Annotated in this window: 17 protein-coding genes; 7 read left to right on the forward strand and 10 right to left on the reverse strand. The window is 32.1% G+C overall.

All coding sequences use genetic code 11. The features are described from left to right. Window positions 1-3: 3 nt before the first annotated feature. The 3 genes from D6T69_RS14630 to D6T69_RS14640 form a co-directional block, all read right to left on the reverse strand. Window positions 4-3,117, reverse strand: coding sequence for a SusC/RagA family TonB-linked outer membrane protein (locus tag D6T69_RS14630; protein ID WP_125068686.1), 3,114 nt, complete (start codon window positions 3,115-3,117; stop codon window positions 4-6). A 411-nt stretch (window positions 3,118-3,528) separates the two neighbouring features. Then, window positions 3,529-4,725, reverse strand: coding sequence for a RagB/SusD family nutrient uptake outer membrane protein (locus tag D6T69_RS14635; protein ID WP_164506736.1), 1,197 nt, complete (start codon window positions 4,723-4,725; stop codon window positions 3,529-3,531). Window positions 4,726-4,735: 10 nt separating this feature from the next. Then, window positions 4,736-7,810 (reverse strand): SusC/RagA family TonB-linked outer membrane protein, encoded by a 3,075-nt coding sequence (locus D6T69_RS14640; RefSeq protein ID WP_125068690.1) that lies wholly within the window; start codon window positions 7,808-7,810, stop codon window positions 4,736-4,738. 396 nt (window positions 7,811-8,206) lie between these two features. Here D6T69_RS14640 and D6T69_RS14645 point away from each other — a divergent pair, with 396 nt between their 5' ends. Both D6T69_RS14645 and D6T69_RS14650 read left to right on the forward strand, forming a co-directional pair. Then, a complete protein-coding gene (locus D6T69_RS14645; RefSeq protein ID WP_164506737.1) occupies window positions 8,207-8,977 on the forward strand; it encodes a LytR/AlgR family response regulator transcription factor in 771 nt (256 codons plus the stop codon). Window positions 8,978-9,011: 34 nt separating this feature from the next. After that, window positions 9,012-9,770 (forward strand): ABC transporter substrate-binding protein, encoded by a 759-nt coding sequence (locus tag D6T69_RS14650; RefSeq protein ID WP_125068694.1) that lies wholly within the window; start codon window positions 9,012-9,014, stop codon window positions 9,768-9,770. Here D6T69_RS14650 and D6T69_RS14655 read toward each other — a convergent pair. After that, entirely contained in the window at window positions 9,753-9,968 is a 216-nt protein-coding gene (locus D6T69_RS14655; RefSeq protein ID WP_240628324.1) for a hypothetical protein, read from the reverse strand. The genes D6T69_RS14650 and D6T69_RS14655 overlap by 18 nt on opposite strands. Window positions 9,969-10,289: 321 nt before the next feature. Next, complete coding sequence (locus D6T69_RS14660) at window positions 10,290-11,156, reverse strand: DUF5694 domain-containing protein (protein WP_206197822.1); 867 nt, start codon at window positions 11,154-11,156, stop codon at window positions 10,290-10,292. Window positions 11,157-11,362: 206 nt separating this feature from the next. Here D6T69_RS14660 and D6T69_RS14665 point away from each other — a divergent pair, with 206 nt between their 5' ends. Next, window positions 11,363-12,391 (forward strand): sensor histidine kinase, encoded by a 1,029-nt coding sequence (locus D6T69_RS14665; protein WP_125068697.1) that lies wholly within the window; start codon window positions 11,363-11,365, stop codon window positions 12,389-12,391. Beyond that, window positions 12,388-13,107, forward strand: a complete 720-nt coding sequence (locus tag D6T69_RS14670; protein WP_125068699.1) for a LytR/AlgR family response regulator transcription factor — start codon at window positions 12,388-12,390, stop codon at window positions 13,105-13,107. The genes D6T69_RS14665 and D6T69_RS14670 overlap by 4 nt, the downstream gene beginning before the upstream one ends. 1 nt (window position 13,108) lies before the next feature. Here the strand turns inward: D6T69_RS14670 and D6T69_RS14675 are convergent, their stop codons facing one another. From D6T69_RS14675 to hutH, 5 genes are all read right to left on the reverse strand, one after another. Beyond that, complete coding sequence (locus D6T69_RS14675; protein ID WP_125068701.1) at window positions 13,109-13,816, reverse strand: DUF4197 domain-containing protein; 708 nt, start codon at window positions 13,814-13,816, stop codon at window positions 13,109-13,111. A 53-nt stretch (window positions 13,817-13,869) separates the two neighbouring features. Next, the gene (locus D6T69_RS16025) at window positions 13,870-14,034 is read right to left on the reverse strand and encodes a DUF5522 domain-containing protein (protein ID WP_164506738.1); all 165 of its coding nucleotides are present in this window, start codon (window positions 14,032-14,034) and stop codon (window positions 13,870-13,872) included. Between the two features lie 82 nt (window positions 14,035-14,116). Continuing rightward, complete coding sequence (locus D6T69_RS14680) at window positions 14,117-14,644, reverse strand: DUF4136 domain-containing protein (RefSeq protein WP_125068702.1); 528 nt, start codon at window positions 14,642-14,644, stop codon at window positions 14,117-14,119. Window positions 14,645-14,655: 11 nt separating this feature from the next. Next, a complete protein-coding gene (locus tag D6T69_RS14685; protein WP_125068704.1) occupies window positions 14,656-16,650 on the reverse strand; it encodes a urocanate hydratase in 1,995 nt (664 codons plus the stop codon). A gap of 18 nt (window positions 16,651-16,668) precedes the next feature. Further along, complete coding sequence (gene hutH, locus D6T69_RS14690) at window positions 16,669-18,159, reverse strand: histidine ammonia-lyase (RefSeq protein WP_125068706.1); 1,491 nt, start codon at window positions 18,157-18,159, stop codon at window positions 16,669-16,671. Window positions 18,160-18,234: 75 nt separating this feature from the next. Here hutH and D6T69_RS14695 point away from each other — a divergent pair, with 75 nt between their 5' ends. The 3 genes from D6T69_RS14695 to D6T69_RS14705 all read left to right on the forward strand — a co-directional run bounded on the left by D6T69_RS14695 (window position 18,235) and on the right by D6T69_RS14705 (window position 22,996). Continuing rightward, the gene (locus tag D6T69_RS14695; protein ID WP_125068707.1) at window positions 18,235-19,113 is read left to right on the forward strand and encodes a LysR family transcriptional regulator; all 879 of its coding nucleotides are present in this window, start codon (window positions 18,235-18,237) and stop codon (window positions 19,111-19,113) included. Between the two features lie 48 nt (window positions 19,114-19,161). Then, the gene (locus D6T69_RS14700) at window positions 19,162-19,485 is read left to right on the forward strand and encodes a hypothetical protein (RefSeq protein ID WP_125068709.1); all 324 of its coding nucleotides are present in this window, start codon (window positions 19,162-19,164) and stop codon (window positions 19,483-19,485) included. Between the two features lie 70 nt (window positions 19,486-19,555). After that, window positions 19,556-22,996 carry a methylmalonyl-CoA mutase family protein gene (locus tag D6T69_RS14705; protein ID WP_125068711.1) on the forward strand — a complete coding sequence of 1,147 codons (3,441 nt, stop codon included), beginning with the start codon at window positions 19,556-19,558 and terminating at the stop codon, window positions 22,994-22,996. The last annotated feature ends 154 nt before the right edge of the window (window positions 22,997-23,150 follow it).

A 23,150-nucleotide genomic window follows, 5' to 3' on the forward strand; every position in this document is an offset into this window, starting at 1 on the left:
TTTTTAGAATGAAACATTAATACCGAAAGAAATGATTCTTGGAGGTGAAAAATCATCACCAGGTGAAACTCCAGATAAGTCATATTGAGGATCTAAACCTTTTCTCTCACTTTTTAAGAATAAATTCTCTCCAGATAAATTAAACCTTATATCATCCATTTTAAGCGCCTCTACAACTTTTTTATCTAATGTATAGCCTATGTTGACATTTTTTAACGCCCAGAAAGAAGCATCGGTTAAAAATCTGTCTGACTGAGTTCTAACTAAATCAGGATTTCCATTTTCCAATCTCGGAACATTTGTAATATCTCCAGGTTGTCTCCATGCATTCAATATATCTGGATGCAAAGATCTTCCATAACTTCCACTATGCATCATAGATGAATATGCGTTGTCTAACACTTTTCCACCTATACCATAGGTAACTAAAAAATCAAAAGTGAAATCTTTATATGTAATTTTATTTAAAATTGAACCTAAAAGATCAGGTACTGAAGAATCTCCTGTATAGGCTCTTTCTGTTTCTTGCCAATCATTTGTCGTTTCTATGTTTCCATTTGCATCTAAAACAGGAACACTTTCTCCATTCTCATCTTGTTCATACATATAGAACAACTGATCTCCATTATCAGGGTCTACCCCTGCAGTTCTTAATAAAAAGTAATCAAACCTAGACCTGCCTTCAGCCCAACGTTTTGATCCATTTATAAAAGGATCGGGTAATTTCGTAATTTCGTTTTTAAATGTAGAGGCTTGTAATGTTAAGTCCCATTTAAAATTTTCTCTATTAAAAAGGTGAGCTGTCAAACCCAACTCCCAACCTGAATTAAACATGTCTCCAGCATTTACTGGAACTTCATTTAATCCATTACTTGGCGCTATGGGTAAAAGATAAAGTAAATCGGTTGAATTTTTTTTATAGTATTCAATTGAGCCATCTAAAAAATTATCGAACAATGCAAATTCCAATGCTACATCAAAATTTTCTATGGTTTCCCATTGCAAATTAGCGTTCCCTATATCTGTAAAAATAATTGCTGGAGCAGCTGCATTAGATGTAATTGAAAATCGTGCTTGTGACAAATATGAATCTAGCAAATCATCATTCCCTACTTCTCCATAAGATGCTCGTAATTTTAGTTTATTTATAAAAGGTACATCTTTCATGAAATTTTCTTGGTCAATACGCCAAGAAGCCCCTACAGAATAAAAAGTACCCCATCTTTTATCCATATCAAATACTGAAGACCCATCACGTCGAACTGAACCACTTAAATAATATTTGTTATTATAGTTATAGTTCGCTCTAAAAAAATACCCTTCTATTGCTTTGTCAAAAGTTGCTCCATCCAGATCTACAATATTTGAAAAGTTAGCAAACTCAAAAATCCCATTGGCAGCTTGTATTGTGGCAAGCCCTTCTATATTGGAAAGTGTTCTTTCAAAACTCTCGTGTCCTGCAAGTAACTCTAAATTATGATTACCAAAACTTTTAACGTAAGTTAAAATTTGATTAAAGTTTTCTACTTCCCTTCTTCCACGATCTTCACTTAACCTTCCATCTGGCTGAGCGTCGCCAATGATTGCATTCTCATATTCTTTTTCAAATAGTTCGTTAATATCTCTACCATAAGTTACTTTTAAATTAAGACCTTCTAAAAGTTTAATATCTCCATAAAACCTAAACCCATAAGTATTATCCTTATCGCTTTCATTATTAAGTAACAATTCTTGAAGTGCGTGACGACCTTGGTTAGTGGGTCTGGAACCTATATTATACTCTGGGAAACCTTCACCTGAGTCAAAAACAGGATTTCCAAATTCGTCTCTTACAATATTCCCTTGTAAATCATTCACATATACTGGATAGATAGACCCCATACCTAATGCAAAACTAAATGGGTTAACAATACTTCCTGTTCCCGCTGAACTTGGACCTCTTGCTTCAGTAAGCGCAATATTCGCACTACCTCCAATTTTGATACTTTCACTCACATCAAAATCAGCATTTAACCTTGCTGTTATACGCTCGAAACCTGAAGTTACCACATAACTCTCTTCATCTAAATATGAAGCTGAAAAATATACTGTATGATCATCACCTCCTGCTGATATACCTACATTGTAGTTATTTCTAATTCCAGTTTGTTGTAGTTCATCAAACCAATCAAGACTCTTATATATAACGCTTGCATTAGGGTTTAACTTTCCATCCACTCCAACTATTTGATCATTTGGCACATTAAACGGATTATAACCTAATTGATTATAAATATTTGCACTAGCAAATGCAGGATCACCTCCACCAGCACTAGAATTTTTCAAAGCCTCCCACATAACTTCATAATACTGACCTGGCGACACTTGGTCATATGTTTGAACACCGTTTACCACAACTCCAGATTGAGCAGTAAAGTTAACTCTTACTCCGCCTTTCTTTCCTTTTTTGGTAGTAATAATTACAACTCCATTAGCAGCTCTTGAACCATATAATGATGTAGAAGAGGCATCTTTAAGCACTGTAAAAGACTCTATGTCTTCTTGATTTATTGTATTTAACTCTCCTTCATATTGAATACCATCCACTATAAATAAAGGATCAGTATCTCCATTTAATGTACCTACACCACGAATTACAATATCTGGTGATGCTCCAGGGCCTGCAGACGATGTAAATTGTATACCTGTTGCACGACCTTCAATAGCTGCAATTGGAGAAGTTACATTACGTGTGGCTAAATCTTTTACACCTAAAACACTCGCTGAACCTGTAAATGCTTCTTTAGTAGTAGTCCCATAAGCTACAACTACCACTTCGTCTAACAAGTTAACGTCCTCTTCCATTTTAATATTTAAAACAGAAATTACTCCAACAGTTCTTTCAACAGTTTTAAGCCCTACAAAACTAAAAACAAGTACATCTCCTTGGTTTACTTTTATGGCATACTTCCCATCAAAATCTGTTTCAGTACCTCTATTAGTACCTTTAATAATTACACTAACTCCTGGTAGTGCTCCAGTTTCATCAGTTACTGTTCCTGTAACCGTTTTTTCTTGTGCTAAAACTGATATACTTATGAGTATAAACATTAGCATTAGGTAATTTTTTAATTTCATAAATTAAAATTTTTAAACTTAAAACCCTCATTACAAGAACCTTAAAATTGATACTTTATAAAATTAACAAAATGCTAAAAAAAACACTAAAAAATAAGCATTTTAACATAAAAAAAGTTAAAAAAACAACAAAAACACATAAAAACAAATCAAAAAAAACAAATAGATCATTTATTAAACAAAAAAAGCCAAGGTTAATGACTCCTTGACTTTATAATTAATTCAAATAATTACACCAATGAAAACAAAGTTGGTATAAGTTGGCGCAAATGTATTAAGCTTAACTCTTCATTATTATAACTTTGATTTGAATTACCTTTTTTTTGAATTGAAAAACAATTTCTTTAATATGAAAAGGGCTGAGTTTTAAAACTCAGCCCTTTATTTATTAAGGGGAATATCTAAATAAAATTACTTAAGTAATGGGTTTGAATCTACTGCTCTAGTTGGATAAGGTAAAATATAAGAAGTTTTCCCTTCTAATTTCAAATCCTCCCATCTTGTCCATTCAAATGACATCTCCAAACGTCTTTCTTCTGCCAATGTTAAAGAAGATTTTCTAGCCGCTTGCAATTCATCTAATCTTGCTGTATTTCCTGCTTCTGCAGAAATTAAATACATCTCAGCAATTCTAGAAACTAATAAGTCAGAATTGTCTTCGGTTTTATATTTCTTTGAATATATATAACCGCCATTAGCATCTTTACCATCGAAATCAAATAAGATCTTTCGAGTATCTTCTCCTTTAACTAGAGCTGTTAAATCATCTGCTGCTGCAAAACAATTCCATGTTCTAGCCTCTGGACTCATAATCCACCCCCAAGAACCAACAGTTTCTGCTTTATTACCTTTATACATAAAGATAACCTCTGGATCTCTTTCTAAAGGGTTTGCTGCTAAAGAAAATTTCCCTGATGTAATTAATTCTTCAGCCTCTACTCCCGCTGCTGCTATATCTCCTTGTACTCTATAAACCCTTGCTAAAAGAGCAGAAGCTGCTTCTTTTGTAGGAGTCTTTTGACTTTCTAATAAACTAAGTCCGTTAAAGCTTACACAATTTTCCTTTGCATATTTTAAATCTTCAACGATAAAGTTTAATACATCCTCTTTTGAAGATGGTGCAATAGGTGTTCTATCATAATTTTCATCAATTAAAGGAACTCTTTCAAACATATCATATAACCTTAAGTAACTTAAAGCTCTATTATAACGTGCTGCTCCTTTTTGTGCTTCATTTGCTGAAGGTACTTTTAAAATAGTATTAGCTCTATCAATACCTGCATAATAATCTGCATAGAAATAACTTAATAAAATGTCTCCAGCAGGCACTTTATTTTCATAAAAGTTCTGCACTTGGAACCACTGAAACTTAACAGGCTTATAGTTGTCTCCCATAATTTCAGTATTCATGATAGCGAAATACCCATACTGATTAGGGTGTCTCATTTTTTTATACAGCCCTGTTAATAGCTTATCTACATCTTCTGTTGCTAAGTTTGCATTTGCATCTAAAGATGCTTCAGAAGGTATATCTAACTGATCACTACAAGATGTAGTTAAAGCCACAAACAGCCCAATGAAAAGTATTTTTGAAATTTTTTTAATCATCTTCATTTTTTTAAAATTTAACATTTAACCCTATTAAGAACGATTTAACGTTAGGAATACCACCTAAATCAACTCCAGCTTCAATTTTACTTCCGTCAGTTCTGTCTTGACCACTTTGAGCTGTTTGATCTACATAGCTTACTTCTGGATCTCCACCAGAATATTTAGTAAATGTAAATGGGTTTCTTACTTGAGCATAAAGTCTCAAACTTTTTATAAACTTCACATCTGAATCTTTTAAGAAGTTAAAGTTGTATCCTAAAGTAATATCTGAAATTCTTAAATAATCTGCATCTTCTAAGTATCTACTAGATCTTTGAGTGTTCCATGCAGAAATTTCAGAAGATAAATGAGGCCTCGGGTTAGAAGCATTTGTATTTGTTGGTGTCCAATAGTCTAACATTTCTGTTAACATATTTTCAGAATAAGATGGTGCTCCGACTGCTCCTCCATTTAATCCGTCCTCTTTAAAAAGTGCGTATACTTTTTTACCTATAGAGTACTGGCCACTAATTCCTAAATCAAATCCTTTGTATTCAATAGAAGTATTAAAACCACCATAAATAGGAGCTATACCTCCTTCAAATACTTTTTTATCCTCATCAGTAATTTTACCATCACCATTTTGATCAACATAAATCATATCTCCAGCAGCAACTGTTTGTCCATCAACCCCATCAGCATCTTTATATGTATACTCTTCTGAAGCTACTCCTGCTGATTCTAATATAAAGAACGAACCTAAAGCACTTCCTTCTTTAACAATAGAAGCGAACCCTGTTGTATATTGTCCTGTCTCAGACCCTACCTTTAACACTTCATTATCGTTATATGAAAAGTTAGCTCCAAAATTCCATTTGAAATTTTCTTTTTCGATTATTCTTGCATTAATATTAGCTTCGAATCCTTTATTTGAAATATTACCTACATTTGCTAACATAGTTCTAAATCCACTTTCTTGTGGTACATTAACTCTACTTAAAAGATCTTGAGTTTCTTTTTCATAATAATCTAAATTAACATCTATCCTATCAAATAAAGTAATGTCTAAACCTAAGTTTAAAGCTTGACCTTTCTCCCACTTTAAATCAGGGTTGAAAATAGTGGTAGCAGCTAAACCTGGTGCTTGATCATAGTTTTCACCAGAACCTATCAAGCTTTGCCCTGAAGCATAAGAAATACCTGTTTGGTTACCTGTATATCCAAAAGAAGCTCTTGCTTTTAATTCATTAATCGCCGGTACATTAAAGAATTTCTCGTTAGAAATGGTCCATCCAATAGATGCTGCTGGGAAACTTCCCCATCTGTTCTCTTTAGTAAATTTTGAAGACCCATCATATCTTGTTGACACCATAAAATGATACTTTGAATCCCAAGATAACTGCAACCTTGTAAAATATGATTCTAATGCCATTGCTTTATAAAAGCTACGTCCTTGATTTATCTCCCCTGCAGAAACTAACCAACTCAAATCACTTGAAGGAAAGTTTTCTCCAGATACGAAAGAATCTTCATATTCCCATTTCTGGAACGAGTGTCCTCCTAATAATGTTAATTTTAGCTTATCATTAGCAAACCTATCTGTATAGGTTACTGTATTCTCAATTAAATAATCTCTGTTATTCTCTGTACTATAGTAACCGTAACCTGTTGGTACTCCATCTCCATTTAAACCTCTTCTTGTGTTAGGAGCATCATATCTATTGTATCTATTACTTCTTATGTTACCACTAAAAGCTGAGTGCCATACTAAACTTTCAATAGGGGTTACATCGAAAAATAATGTACCTCCCAAGTTTTGCCACTTGTCAGTCACTTGTCTTTCAAAAGCAAATAATGGGTTTGAAAAGTTATGAACAGCTATATTACCGTCTGCATCATAAGGACTAACATCTGGTCTTGCTCCTAACGCATTTGAATAAGGTTGATATGTATTATTATCATCTGCAAAAGGTGTTGCTTCAGAGAAAGAAAAGTAAGAATTTACTCCTAACTTTACATAATCATTCATCTTCTGCTCCACATTTAACTTTATACGCCCGATTTTATAATTATCCTTTTTAATAATTCCTTCTTGATCAAATAAAGACGCTGATAAATATGCTCTTGTATTTTCTCCTCCTCCAGCAACACTAAATTGATATCTTTTAACTGTAGCATTATCTCTTAATACTAGCTTCAACCAATCAGTATTATAAGGGCTATCTGGTAATGGAGTTAAAATTGTTGGGTCTTTTGGTCCAGCTAAAGCTCCGGAAGCAATATCTTGCTCATAGTTTATTCTTGCTGCATCTGATACTTGCTTGTATTGCTCCGCGTTTAATAAACTAGGTCTTTTTATAATATTTTGAAAACCATAAGAAGTATTGAAAGACACGGATATATCTTTTTGATATCCTCCTCTATTTGTCTGAATTAAAACAACACCATTAGAGGCTCTAGATCCATAAATTGCTGTAGAAGCAGCATCCTTTAAGATACTTATACTCTTAATATCTTCAGGAGAAATCCCTGACATATCTTCTTGTGGCACCCCATCAATAATGTATAAAGCACTATTTGAAGCACTTAAAGAACCGTTACCTCTAATACTAATTTGAGTAGCATCACCTGCTCTACCACCTGTACTTACAATTTGTAAACCAGAAGTTTTACCTTGCAAAGCCTGTGTTACATTGGCTACTGGCTTATCTTGTAACTGTTCCACACCTATAGTTGCTACTGACCCTGTTAAGTCCTTTTTAGAAGTTGATCCATATCCAACAATGACTATCTCTTCTAATAAGTTAGCGTCTTCTTGCATTAAAACATTAAGCTCTGATCCTGCACCTACTGCTTTTTCAGTCACTTTCATTCCTACAAAACTAAACACTAAAATATCTCCCTCTTTTGCATTTAATGAATACTTACCATCAAAGTCTGTTTCTGTACCTGTAGTTGTACCCTTTAAAATTACATTTACACCTGGTAAAGGTCCTGAACTATCAGACACCACTCCGGTGATTTTTTTCTCCTGCGCACTAACATTTAGCAAAAAGCTAAAAAAGAACAATACACAGATCACATTTTTAAAATGTAGATTCATAAATTATTAAATTTTTATTAATTAACAGTTGTAAATCTAAAGGCTATAAGTTTTTGTTAACACCTATTTGAAGTTAATAACCTTTAATTTGATGTGAAAAAACAATTTTAAGAAGTCGACAACACACACTCCAAAAACAGTCAAATGTTAATTAATGTTAATTTTTTTAAAAACCCTATATTTTGATCGAATTGTAGAGGGGTTCTTCTTTATTTTTGCAGCTCGATTTATTTAAATAATAAGTAAGCAAATCCCTTCTATTTACTAATTATAATCAGACTATAAGCTTTAACAAATAATTAAAGTTTTAATATTCATTTAACTAAACTTTAATAAATTAAAAGTTAGGGTATCTCCTAGTTTTAGCTGTTATAGCTACAAGAAAACAAAATGTATATGAAAATATCAATTCTAATCGTTGACAACGAAAAAGCTGCTAGGTCAAGATTTAAAAAATTAGTTAATGACTATAGTTTTATCGAAATTGTAGATGAATGCTCAAATGGTTTGGATGCCATAGAGAAAATAAATATTTTAAATCCTGATGTAGTTTATCTTGATACAAAAATCAACAACATGACAGGGTTTGATATTATAGAAAAGATAACTTTACCTAAAAAACCTATTTTTATTTTCACAGCTTCTTCTAATGAGCATGCTGTAAAAGCTTTTGATTATTTTGCCTTTGATTACCTTTTAAAACCCCTAGAGGAAGACAGGTTTTACGCTTCAATTAAAAAGGTTATAGATTATAAAAAAATAGAAAACCTTTCTAGCTTAGATAACATCTTAGATCTTGTAAAAGAAAAAACTCCAATTGAAATACCCGTAAAAGGAACCAAGATTAATATTAAATCTGGAAATAAAATAATTTTCTTAGAACGAAATTCTATTAAATACATTTCTGCTTCTGGTTATTATGTAGAAATTTTTACTACCGATAATAAGAAATACTTATTAAGAGAATCTCTTTCAAGTATAATAAAAAGATTAAACTCTAACCTTTTTATTAGAATTCACAGATCAACAATTATCAACTCTAATTTTATTGATGAAATTATTACTTCTAATTATGGTGAAACAGATGTAAAAATCAATGATAATAAAACTTTCAGAGTAAGCAAAAGCTATAAAAAAGACTTTCAAGAACTCATGGGAGTTAAATAATTACTCTTTCTTTTTGAATCCTTACTTTTGCTTAATGAGTATTGATAAAAAGTATAAAAAAATAATTTCTTTGGTTCCAAGTCAAACAGAACTTTTGGTTGATTTGGGACTTGAAGACAGCATTGTGGGAGTAACAAAATTCTGCATTCACCCAAAACATCTTTTAAAAACAAAAACAGTAGTTGGTGGTACAAAAAATATAAAAATAGATAAGATCAAGGAACTTCAACCTGACATAATCTTATGTAACAAAGAAGAAAACACTAAAGAAATAGTTGAAGCCTGCCAACAAATAGCATTCACTCATGTATCTGATATTTTTACACTTACTGATTCCTTAGAGCTAATTTCTCTTTATGGGAGTTTTTTTGAAAAGCAAGTTGAAGCCAGAAAAATGATTCGTGAATTAGAATCAAAAATAACTGATTTTAAAAAGTTTATTGCAAATCAAAGAAATAGAAAAGTAGCTTATTTTATTTGGAGAAATCCCTGGATGGTTGCTGCTAATAATACTTTTATAAACCATTTACTAGAATTAAATAAGTTTGAAAATATTTATGCCAATGAAGTAAGATACCCTGAAGTTAACTTAAAAGATATCTACAAGAAAAAACCAGAACTGATTTTACTTTCTTCAGAACCTTTTCCTTTTAAAGAAAAACATATTATTGAAATAAAAGAGCACGCAAGCAAAAGCACTCCTATCTTAGTTGATGGTGAATACTTTTCTTGGTACGGTAGTAGACTATTAAAAGCTTTTGATTACTTTAAGGAGTTACACAACGGGGTTTGACATATCCTCATCTAAATATTTTATTCTATTTAGCTTCTCTAATATCTTCATTGCTTTGAATGCTGAGCGATCACTTTTGCACTCATCTTCATATTTATAATCATTAGCTGTCTCAACCAATCTACGATATCTTTCTTCAAGATGTTTTCTGTATCTACGTAATTGATTAATTCTTGACATTTCTAATTGGGTTAACACGGATTATAAATATACATATTTATTTGATTTACAACCATATAAAACACTTTGAAATAATAAAAAAGGGAAAAACCCTTTTTTATTTCAACTAACCTTCCTGATTCTGTAATTTATAAATCATACTTCTACTCATAAAATCTTCAAAAAATACTGTATATGCCCCCTCCAGAAATTATAAATATTCTATCATCATAATTCATTGCATTATATTAACACTTGAAAATATCCTTACATTTCAATGATGAAACTTTGTCACTTTATTTACTTCTCATTTTGTTTTTTATATCTAAACTTTTAATATATAAATTTCTTCTATTTATTCTATAAACTATTAAACTCAACAAACTCATATTCTGGGGAATATTCTATCACATGCCTTAATACAGACGCATGTCCATTACCTATAACTACTAAAATCCTATCTTCTTTTGTATGGTCTATTTTCTGAATATTTCTAAAAATTCGAAGATTACGGTTATACCACCAAATAGATAAAAAATCTACACCTCTATTATTATCCAATTTAAAGTCTCCAACCAAATAAGCACCGTAGTTATTTTTGTGCCCCTCAATAGAATTCATGTGTTTAAAATATTCTAGTAAATTCACTTTAGAAGGCATTTTAGCATCCTCATCAAATGATTTTTGAACCATTTTGCTATAAGGATCCTCAGATTTAAAATCATAACCTTTTGACAACTCCTTAATAAACTCAGGATTTAATTTAGACAAATCACTACTTAATGTATTTGCGTCTATAGAGTAAATAGTATCTAAGTTAAAATCATTTGCTATACGCATTCCTAACTGATAATCCTCACCTCTAACGTTCCTATGTGCTCCTTTTTTATATTCTTTATAACTTTGATTCATATTCCAACTTGGTTTTGCTTCAATAGCTACTTTAGTTGGTTTAAACTTTTTGATATATTCTACTAATTCTGTTACTTCGGATTTTTTTGGTTCCTTCAATACATCTATTTTATCACTTTCTTTAGTTTTAGTATAGTCTAATCCTGGATAAGAAAAATGAAAGGTCCCAACCACTAACACTTTGGTTTTATCACTTGGGTAATAAGATGCATAAGGTTTTAAAACAGTCTGATCTTGATCTAGTAGTTTTTCTCCTTTATTTTGACAAGAAAATTGTAACAATACTCCTAATAACAATACTAAATATTTTTTCATTCTTTTGTTTTTAAAATTCTACACAAGAATACATTGTTAATTCAACCTATTAGTTTTTATTACACCAACTCCGGTTTCTTTTACACAAGCAGTTTCTTTTAACAAAGAACTCATGTTAGTTTTACAAAAACATGCTTTTATAATAACAAAACATTGATTTGTCCTATTTTTAATCTCTTAAAGAATATTCCACTTATTTTTGAATAATGAAGCTTTCAAAAGAATTAAAATACAACTTACTTATTGTAGCTCTACTAATTTTATTAGATTTTGGTTGGGATTTTTTTACCTCATCTAATAAGTTACCGATAAAGTACTCTCTTCTTTTTACACTAACATTTAGCATCAGTTTTTTTACGGTATATTTTGTTAACTATTATTATTTACTCCCTCGTCTTTTTAATACGAAAAAGTATATACTATTTGGAGCTTCGGTTATTTTTATGGTTTTTGTTTTTGCAGGAATTCGTTTTTTACTAGAAGAAGTTCTATCTCCCATATTATTCAACATCAATAATTACAATATTAATGATCAAAGCATAATTTTCGCCTATTTTTTCGATAGCTTCATTTTCAGCTTTAAAGCTTCATTATATAGCACTCTGGTATATTTATTTTTTAGATATAGAGAAAACAAAAACAAACTTCATTTATTAGAAATAAAACATCAACAAGCACAATTAACCACTTTAAAATCTCAAATAAGCCCACATTTTTTATTTAATGTACTTAATGGTTTTTACATAGAATTATATGATGAACAACCAGAAACTGCTAACGATATTTTAAAACTCTCACATCTATTACGTTATGTTACCTATGAAACATCTGAAAATTTTGTTTTGTTAGAAAAAGAAATACAGTTTCTTAATGACTATCTACACTTCTTTAAACGTAGATATGAAAGTAATTTTTATGTTAGTTTAACTATTAACGGAAATCCTAAAAGCTATAAAATACCATCGTTAATTTTAATCAATTTTATTGAAAATGTTTGTAAGCATGGAGTTATAAACAACCCGAATAAACCTGCCAATATAAACATAACTATTGATGATATCAGCTTGGTAGTTACCACTGAAAACCACACAAATACTTCTGAAAAATATATGGAAATAGGTATTGGAACTAAAAACGTTCGAAAAAGATTAGAAGTTCTATATAATGACAATTTTTCACTAACTTTTCAGCAAAGTAATAATATTTTTAACACCTATCTACAATTTCCATTATGAGTAAACAACTAACTTGTATTATCATTGATGACGAACCGCCAGCTATCCGATTATTAGAGAAGTATGTAGATAAAGTTCCTTTTCTTTCAGTAAACAGTACTTACACAAATCCATTAGAAGCCTTAATAGAAATAGAAAAAGGGACTATTGATTTAGTTTTTTTAGACATACAAATGCCTGAAATTACAGGCATACAATTATCTAAAATTATTAGTAATAAAACTAATATTATTTTTACAACCGCTTATCCTCAATTTGCCCTAGAAAGCTACGATATCGCTGCTATTGATTATTTGCTAAAACCTTTTGATTTTGATCGCTTTTACAAAGCTGTTTTAAAAGTTCATAAAAAAATTACCAAGTCAGACAAAAAAATAAACCAGAACACTGAGAATGATTATTTCTTTCTAAAAACAGATGGAAAAAACAAGTTTTCAAAAGTTTTTTTAGGTGATATTTTATTTATTGAAGGTTTAAAAAACTACGTTTCGGTTTACCTAAAAAATGAGCAAATTATTACATATAGCACCTTAAAAAGCCTAGTAAGTAGTTTACCTGAAGATAATTTTATCCAAACACACAGGTCATACATTATTTCAATTAAGGCTATTGATAAAATTGAAAACGATTCATTATGGATACAAAAAAAAGAACTTCCTATTGGCAACACCTACAGAAAGCCCTTTTTTGAAAAAATTGCTAGTAAACAATTATAATTTATCTATTATCCTGCAATGCAAATACCTGACGCAATAATGCTGTATTACGTAACCCAACTTTATTACGTATACCTTTTTCTTCAACCGCAATCATAGTAAATACACCATCCAACGCTTCAGTTGTTACATAGTCTGTTAAGTCTGGATTCACTTTTTTAACAAACGGAATACTATTATATTTTGAAATTAAATTTGACCAAATTTTATCAGCTCCTACTTTCGAAAATGAGTTTTTAATTACTGGGTTAAACTCAGCATATAACGCTGAAGTTGTTTTTCCTTCTAAATAAGAAGTTGCAGCATTATCTGCTCCTAATAAAATATTTTTAGCATCATTAAATGTAATTTCTTTAACAGCATTTACAAAAATGGGAGTCGCTGTTTTTACAGCGTCTTCAGCAGTTCTATTAATTGCTTTTAAACCTTCATCAGCTAAATTACCCAAACCAATACTGCGTAATCCTTTATCAACCGCTTGTAACTCTTCTGGTAATAAAATTTTCACCAAGTCATTCTTATAAAAACCATCTTTTGAGGTTAATTTAGTTACTTGATGCTGAATCCCGTTATCTAAAGCTTGACGCAAACCATTACCAATTTGCTCTTGCGTTAATATTCCTCCTTGTGGTAATTGATTTACTACTTTTTGTAATTCTGAACACCCCATAAAAGTAAGTGCAATAAAGAATACTGTAATTTTTTTCATGTCTACTTGTTTGATTTTATCTATTAGAAACAATAAACTAATTATTGTCACATTTATTTGAAACTATCGGTATTTTTATCATATCCATACGGACAGTGTTTACAGCCACTTCTACAACAATATCCGCGCCTTAAATGATACGCTTCTTTAAAAACCCTATATCCTTGTTCATTAGTATAATACTCATCAGGAGTAGGTTTTAATATCTTATTTCTCATACTACAAATATCATAAAAAAATACGTTAAACAGACTTTATGTTTCTGCTTAACGTATTTATATTATCTTAAAATTCTAAATATTACTTTTTAGCATGAGGTGGATACTCCACCATAATCTCAGCCACAAACTCTTTAATACGAGCTTCCTTTCTTTCTACACTACTTGTACTCAAAGCTCCCGTTCCTATTCCTTGCCATACTAACTCTTTTTTATTAGCATCTAACAAATCAATAAACAACGTACCTTCGGTATATTGAGAAACAGTTACTGGACTTGGACCATAATACCATGGATAGTAAAACCCTCCATAGAAATTATCATTCACATTAATACGCTCACGAGACTTAGTAAACAAACTCACTAAAACATCTGGTGTAGCCGATTTTGTCATCCCTTTCGCCGTCAACTCTGCTTCAATTGCACGCATAATACGCTTTTTATCTAAATCAGAGATTGGAGCTTTGTCTATTCCTGTTTTGTAAAATGCAAATGTTTTATACTGATTAAAATCAGTTTGTGTATCATAATCCGTTACAACTCTTACTGAACTACACGAAGTAATTAGTAAGGCTACAATTGGTAAAAAAAGTAATTTTAAATTTTTCATTTTCTTAGGGTTTACATGTTTTCTAATAACGCATCGTCCACTAAGTTTGGAAGTGTAACTTTTAGTTTCTTTTCAACTTCCATGGCACGTTTAATAGCAAAAACAGCTTCGTCATTTCGTGCCCAACTACGTCTTGCAATTCCGTTATTCACATCCCAGAAAAGCATTGATTTTAAGCGCCTTGATGCATCTTTAGAACCATCAAGAAGCATGCCAAATCCTCCATTAATTACTTCTCCCCAGCCTACTCCACCTCCATTGTGGATAGAAACCCATGTAGCTCCTCTAAAACTATCTCCAATTACATTATGAATTGCCATATCTGCTGTAAAGCGCGAACCATCATAAATATTAGAAGTTTCACGATAAGGTGAATCAGTTCCTGAAACATCGTGATGGTCACGACCTAAGACTACTGGACCAATTTTTCCTTTCTTAATTGCTTTGTTAAACGCTTCTGCTATTTTCATACGTCCTTCAGCGTCTGCATATAAAATACGTGCTTGCGAACCTACTACCAATTTATTTTCTTGCGCTCCTTTAATCCACTGAATATTATCTGCCATTTGCTGTTGGATTTCTTCTGGGGACTTTTTCATAATTTTCTCCAATACCTTACAAGCAATCGCATCCGTTTTGGCTAAATCTTCTGGTTTTCCTGAAGTACATACCCAACGGAAAGGACCAAAACCATAATCAAAACACATAGGCCCCATAATATCTTGTACATAACTAGGATACTTGAACTCTCTTCCCAACGTTGGATTTGGATTCATTACATCCGCACCTGCTCTACTTGCTTCTAACAAAAAGGCATTCCCGTAATCAAAGAAATAAGTTCCTTTCTCTGTATGCTTATTAATCGCTTTTGCGTGACGACGTAACGTTTCTTGCACCTTTTCTTTAAACAACTCAGGGTTATTCGCCATCATCTCATTTGACTCTTCAAACGACATATCTACAGGATAATATCCTCCTGCCCATGGATTGTGTAACGATGTTTGATCAGAACCTAAATCGATATACACATCTTCTTCAGCAAACTTTTCCCAAACATCTACCACATTTCCTAGGTACGCTAAAGAAACTACTTCTTTGTTTTCTTTTGCTTTACGAACACGTGCTACCAACTCATCTAAATCAGTAATTTTTTCATCAATCCAACCTTGATCTAAACGAACCTGCGTTATTTTAGGATTAACCTCAGCACAAACCGTAATACAGCCTGCAATGTTTCCTGCTTTTGGTTGTGCTCCACTCATTCCTCCTAAACCAGCAGTCACAAATAAATTTCCTTTTGGAGATTTTCCTATCTTTCTAAATCCGTTTAACACAGTAATAGTAGTTCCATGTACAATTCCTTGCGGACCAATATACATGTAACTTCCTGCGGTCATTTGCCCATATTGAGTAACCCCTAAAGCATTGAACTTTTCCCAATCATCTGGTTTAGAATAATTCGGAATCATCATTCCGTTCGTCACCACTACTCTTGGTGCATCTTTATGTGATGGAAATAATCCCATTGGGTGTCCTGAATACATTACCAATGTTTGTTTATCTGTCATTTCAGATAAGTACTTCATGGTTAATAAGTATTGTGCCCAGTTAGAAAACACTGCTCCGTTACCTCCATAGGTAATCAATTCATGTGGGTGTTGCGCTACTGCATAATCCAAATTATTTTGAATCATTACCATAATCGCTTTTGCTTGTTCAGATTTCCCTGGGTATTCGTCAATTGGACGTGCATACATTTTATAATCAGGACGGAAACGATACATATAAATTCGACCGTACTTTTCTAATTCCTCCTTAAACTCAGGTAACAACTCTTCATGCTGTTTTTTATCGAAGTAACGCAATGCATTGCGTAAAGCTAACTTCTTCTCTTCTTCAGTTAAAATTTCTTTACGTTTTGGTGCGTGATTTATAGTAGTATCATACTCCTTTCTTGGAGGTAATGTAGTTGGTATTCCTTGTTTTATTTGTTCTTTAAATGTCATACTAATCTTTTTTTAAGCTTATGCTACAATGAATTTTTGATTCTTAACCATGTTTACTAAAATATTTATATCGTCTTTTAGTACACGATCTTCTTCTAACTTAGCTACTTTACTTCTAACTAATTTAAAGTTCTCTTCTATAATTTCTGAAAACGTATTAGGTCTTCTAAAATCCATTGCTTGCGCTGCGTACATTAATTCAATCGCAAAGATTTTGTCTAAATTCCCTAGAATTTGGTTGAATTTTCTTCCTGAAATACTTCCCATAGACACGTGATCTTCCTGACCTAATGAGGTTGGAACACTATCTGCCGATGGTGGAAAACATAACGATTTGTTTTCCGTAACCAAAGCTGCTGTTGTGTACTGTGGGATCATAAACCCTGAATTTAAACCTCCTGCTTCAGTTAATAATCTTGGTAATCCGTATTTCCCTTCTAGTAATAAATAGCATCTTCTATCAGAGATATTCCCCAACTCTGCCGCAGCAATAGAAGCATAATCTAACGCCATTGCTAAAGGTTGGCCGTGGAAATTCCCTCCTGAAATAGCTTCTGTTTCACTTAGAACGATTGGATTATCGGTTACAGAGTTCATTTCTATTTCAGCCAATTCATTTAAATGATTAAATGCATTTCTCGACGCTCCATGTACTTGTGGCATACAACGAATTGAATACGGATCTTGTACTCGCTCACAATCCAAATGGTTCTCTACATTTTGAGACCCTTTCAATAGCATTCTAATACGCTCAGCTACTTTTAAATTTCCTTTAAAAGGCCTTATAGTATGTAATTCTTCTCTAAAAGGTGAAGCACTTCCTTGAAAACCTTCCAAACTCATAGCCCCAGCAACGTCTGCTAAATCTAGTAAATATTCCATCTTCTTTAAACCTAAAATGGCATGAGATAAAATAAATTGAGTTCCATTAATTAACCCTAATCCTTCTTTAGCCATTAAAGTTAATGGAGCTAAACCATGGCTAGCTAGTACTTCGTTTGCTGGTAAAATTTCATCATTTACCCAAAACTCACCTTCTCCTAACAATGGTAAAAACAGGTGTGATAATGGTGCTAAATCTCCTGATGCTCCTACTGAACCTTGTTCTGGTACTACAGGCAACATATTATTTTCAATAAAATAAATAATACGCTCAATCATTTCTAATCTAACCCCAGAAAAACCTTGACACAATGCATGCACCTTACATATCATCATTATTTTAGATAGTGTTTTATCTATAGGATTCCCTACACCAACTGCATGTGTAATTAATAAATTTTCTTGTAATTTACTTGTCTCTTCTGGCGTAATTTGCACATCACATAAAGGTCCAAAGCCTGTATTAATTCCGTATACCGCAGCATCAGAACTTGCCATTGTTTCTACCTTTTTTCTACATATAGTTACTTTCTCTTTAGCCTCTTCAGTAATCACTGCTTTTAAAGCTCCACTTGCTATAGCAATTACTTTATCTACTGTTAAATGATCTATTCCGTATTTAAACATATTCCTTTCGTTTTTTACAAAATTACTCTTATTTTTGATGCTTAACAATACTTCTTCAATCAATAAGTAATAACTATGAGTTATCAATTAGAATTAAGACATCTTCGTTATTTTTTAGCTGTTGCTGAAGATTTACATTTTAGAAAAGCCGCTGAACGATTATTTATTTCACAACCAGGTTTAAGTAGACAGATAAAACAAATGGAAGATGATTTAAATATTGAGTTATTTAAAAGGCATAACAGAAAAGTTGTATTAACTCCTGCTGGTTTATATCTAAAAGATGAAATCTCTCGAAACCTTAAAAACCTAGATAACATTATTAATCATGCTAAATTATTACAAGATGGAAAACAAGGAAAGTTAGAATTTGGTTATGTTGGTTCTGCTATGCAAGAAATTATACCTAACTTATTGGTTAATTTAAAAAAAAAACATACAAATGTACAATTTGGTCTAAAAGAAATGGACAATCAAAAACAAATTGAAAGTTTATTACATCAAAAAATTGATATCGGTTTTGTTAGACTAGACAGAGTTCCTAAAGGATTAAATATTAAACCTGTATTAAAAGAAAACTTTTGTTTAGTTCTACCTAAAGACCACAGTATAAACAGCACTAATTTTAAAAGCCTACATCAATTAAAAAACGAGTCTTTTATTTTATTTGATCCTTCTTATAGTCCATCTTACTATGAAAAAGTAATGCAAATTTTTACCGACAGTAACTTTACTCCTACCATATCTCATAATACTATACACGCAGCTTCTATATATAAATTGGTAGAAAATAAGTTTGGCTTATCAATTGTTCCTAAATCTTTACAACAAGGGTATAATATGAATGTTAAATTCATTGAATTAAATAACATTAAACAACACGCTACACTTTCAGTTGTATGGGATAAAAACAATCGAAACCCCTTACTAAGCTCTCTTTTAAATATGATATAAATTAAAATAACTATTTTTACGGCTATATAATTAACCATAAAATTTAAGGTGATATTTATCTCTAAACATATAATTCCAAAAGGTTTTTCTGGATTGACTTTATATCCTTTTATCTTTTTAAAAAGAGAAGATTTAAAAGGAGATCCCGTTTTAATAAACCACGAGAAGATACACCTAAAACAGCAGTTAGAACTTTTAATTATATTCTTTTACTTCTTTTATTTCTTAGAATGGTTTATCCGATTATTAATTTATCGCAGAGCTTCTAAAGCTTATAACAATTTAAGTTTTGAACGAGAGGCTTATCAAAATGAACATAATTTAGAATATATCTCTACTCGAAAGAGATGGGCATTCCTTTCTTATTTATAATTGTTAAAACATCCGTCTATTTTTTAAGATTTCCGTAAATTGCGTACCCGAAAATTAAGACAATTTACGAATGGAACAAATAACTCCCTATAAACCTAAACACAAAGTACGAATTGTAACTGCGGCTTCTTTATTTGATGGACACGACGCTGCCATTAATATTATGCGCCGAATTATTCAATCTACTGGGGTTGAAGTAATTCACTTAGGACATGATAGAAGCGTTGAAGAAGTAGTTAACTGTGCTATTCAAGAAGACGCAAATGCAATTGCTATGACTTCGTACCAAGGTGGACATAACGAGTACTTTAAGTACATGTACGATTTATTGCAAGAAAAAGGAGCTGGACATATTAAAATATTTGGTGGTGGTGGTGGAGTAATTTTACCAGAGGAAATCAAAGAATTGATGGACTATGGAATTACTCGTATTTACTCTCCGGATGATGGTCGTGAATTGGGATTACAAGGAATGATTAACGATTTAGTTCAACAATCAGACTTTGCCATTGGAGATGCATTAAATGGAGAAGTAGACAAATTAGCCGATAAAGAAGTTGGCAGTATTGCTCGTGTAATTTCTGCTGCTGAGAACTTCCCTGAAGTTGCTAAAGAAGCTTTAGAAACCATTCACAAAAAAAATAAAAACTCTAAAACTCCAGTACTGGGAATCACTGGTACCGGTGGTGCTGGTAAATCAAGTTTAGTTGACGAATTAGTTCGTCGTTTCTTAATTGATTTTCCAAACAAAACTATCGGATTAATCTCTGTTGATCCTTCAAAAAGAAAAACAGGTGGTGCTTTGTTAGGTGATCGTATTCGTATGAATGCTATCAACAATGAACGTGTATATATGCGTTCATTAGCTACACGTCAGTCAAACTTAGCATTATCAAAATATGTAAATGAAGCAGTAGAAGTATTAAAAGCTGCGGAATTTGACTTAATCATTTTAGAGACTTCTGGTATTGGACAATCAGATACAGAGATTATCGAACATTCTGATACTTCTTTATATGTAATGACTCCCGAATTTGGTGCTGCAACACAGTTGGAAAAAATCGACATGCTTGATTTTGCTGACTTAGTAGCCATCAACAAATTTGATAAAAGAGGAGCTTTAGATGCTTTACGTGATGTAAAAAAGCAATACATGCGTAACAATAATTTATGGGATGTTCATATGGATGACATGCCTGTTTTTGGTACAATTGCATCTCAATTCAATGATCCGGGAATGAACTCGTTATACAAAGCGATTATGGATAAATTGGTTGAAAAGGCGGGAGCTGATTTACAATCTACTTTTGAAATTACAAAAGAAATGTCTGAAAAGATATTTGTAATTCCACCTAGTAGAACACGTTATTTATCTGAAATTTCAGAAAACAACCGCGCTTACGATAAAAAAGTTGATGAGCAAGAAAAAGTAGCTCAGAAATTATACGGAATCTATCAAACCATCTTATCTGTCATTCCAAACGAAGTGACGGAATCTTTCCTTACTAAAAACGGAATTGACCAAGATGCTATTCAGAAACAAGTTCAGGAGGAAGAACAACCATTTATAAAATTATTATTTGCTCAATTCGATAAAGTAAAACTAAATCTTGACCCACATAACTGGGAAGTTATTTTAAACTGGCAAGAGAAAGTAAAAAAATACAAAGATCCTATTTACTCGTTTAAAGTACGTGATAAAGAAATTAAAATAGAAACTCATACAAAGTCACTTTCGCATACACAAATTCCGAAAGTTGCGTTACCAAAATACCAAGCTTGGGGTGATTTATTACGTTGGAATTTACAAGAGAATGTTCCAGGAGAATTTCCTTATGCTTCAGGTTTGTATCCGTTTAAACGTACTGGAGAAGATCCTACACGTATGTTTGCGGGTGAAGGTGGACCAGAACGTACCAATCGTCGTTTCCACTATGTAAGTTTGGGAATGCCTGCAAAGCGTTTATCTACTGCATTTGACTCGGTTACACTATATGGTAACGACCCAGGACACAGACCTGATATTTACGGTAAAATTGGAAATGCTGGGGTATCTATTTGTTGTTTAGACGATGCTAAAAAATTATACTCTGGTTTCGATTTAAGTCATGCTATGACTTCGGTTTCTATGACCATTAATGGTCCTGCACCAATGTTATTAGGATTCTTTATGAATGCTGCAATCGATCAGAATTGTGAAAAATACATCAAGGAGCACAAACTAGAGAAAAAGGTTGAAGCAAAGCTTAAAGAGTTATACGACGATAAAGGTATTGACAGACCTAAATACAATGGTGATTTACCAGAAGGTAATGACGGATTAGGTTTGTTGTTACTAGGTATTACAGGTGATCAAATTTTACCTGCAGATGTATACGCTGAAATTAAAGCAAACACTTTAGCACAAGTACGCGGTACGGTTCAAGCAGATATTTTAAAAGAAGACCAAGCACAAAACACGTGTATTTTCTCTACGGAATTTGCATTACGTTTAATGGGAGATGTTCAAGAATATTTTATTGAGAAAAATGTTCGTAATTTCTACTCAGTATCTATCTCAGGGTATCATATTGCAGAAGCTGGTGCAAATCCAATTACACAGTTAGCCTTAACACTAGCAAACGGATTCACTTACGTAGAATACTACTTATCAAGAGGAATGGATATTAATAAGTTTGGGCCAAACTTATCATTCTTCTTCTCTAACGGTATTGATCCTGAATATGCTGTAATTGGTCGTGTAGCTCGTAAAATATGGGCAAAAGCTTTAAAACATAAATACGGAGCAAACCCAAGAGCACAAATGTTAAAGTACCATATTCAAACTTCTGGACGTTCACTACACGCGCAAGAAATTGATTTTAATGATATCCGTACAACGTTACAGGCGTTATATGCGATTTACGATAACTGTAACTCATTACACACGAATGCATATGATGAGGCCATTACGACGCCTACAGAAGAATCTGTACGTCGTGCGATGGCAATTCAATTAATCATCAATAAAGAATTAGGATTAGCTAAGAATGAAAATCCAATTCAAGGTTCATTTATCATTGAAGAATTAACCGATTTAGTAGAAGAAGCTGTATTAACTGAGTTTGACAGAATTACGGAACGTGGTGGTGTATTAGGTGCTATGGAAACCATGTACCAACGTTCTAAAATTCAAGAAGAGAGTTTATACTACGAAACCTTGAAACACACAGGTGAATTCCCAATTATTGGAGTAAACACCTTCTTAAGTTCTAAAGGTTCTCCAACGGTTACTCCACAAGAGGTAATTCGTGCTACGGAAGAGGAAAAACAATTCCAAATCAAAACGAAAGAAAACTTAAATAAAGCTCATGAAGATAAAATAGAACAACTTTTATCTGAAATGCAATCGGCTGCTATTAACAATCAAAATCTTTTTGAAAAATTAATGGATGCTACTAAAGTTTGTTCGTTAGGTCAGATTACTTCTGCATTATTTGAAGTTGGTGGTCAATACAGACGAAACATGTAAAAGGCAATGCCTTTAAATAAATATTTAAAGCCTCACTTAAATTTAAGTGAGGCTTTTATACTTTTAAATGTCTTCTTTATTAAAGAGTTTCTATTCCTTAAACTTTTGTTTTAAAATAAAAAAATGTTAAATAAAAAAATTACACGCAACCTTT

Origin of the sequence: Tenacibaculum singaporense (genome assembly GCF_003867015.1) — a bacterium.
GTDB classification, from domain to species: Bacteria; Bacteroidota; Bacteroidia; order Flavobacteriales; family Flavobacteriaceae; genus Polaribacter; species Polaribacter singaporensis.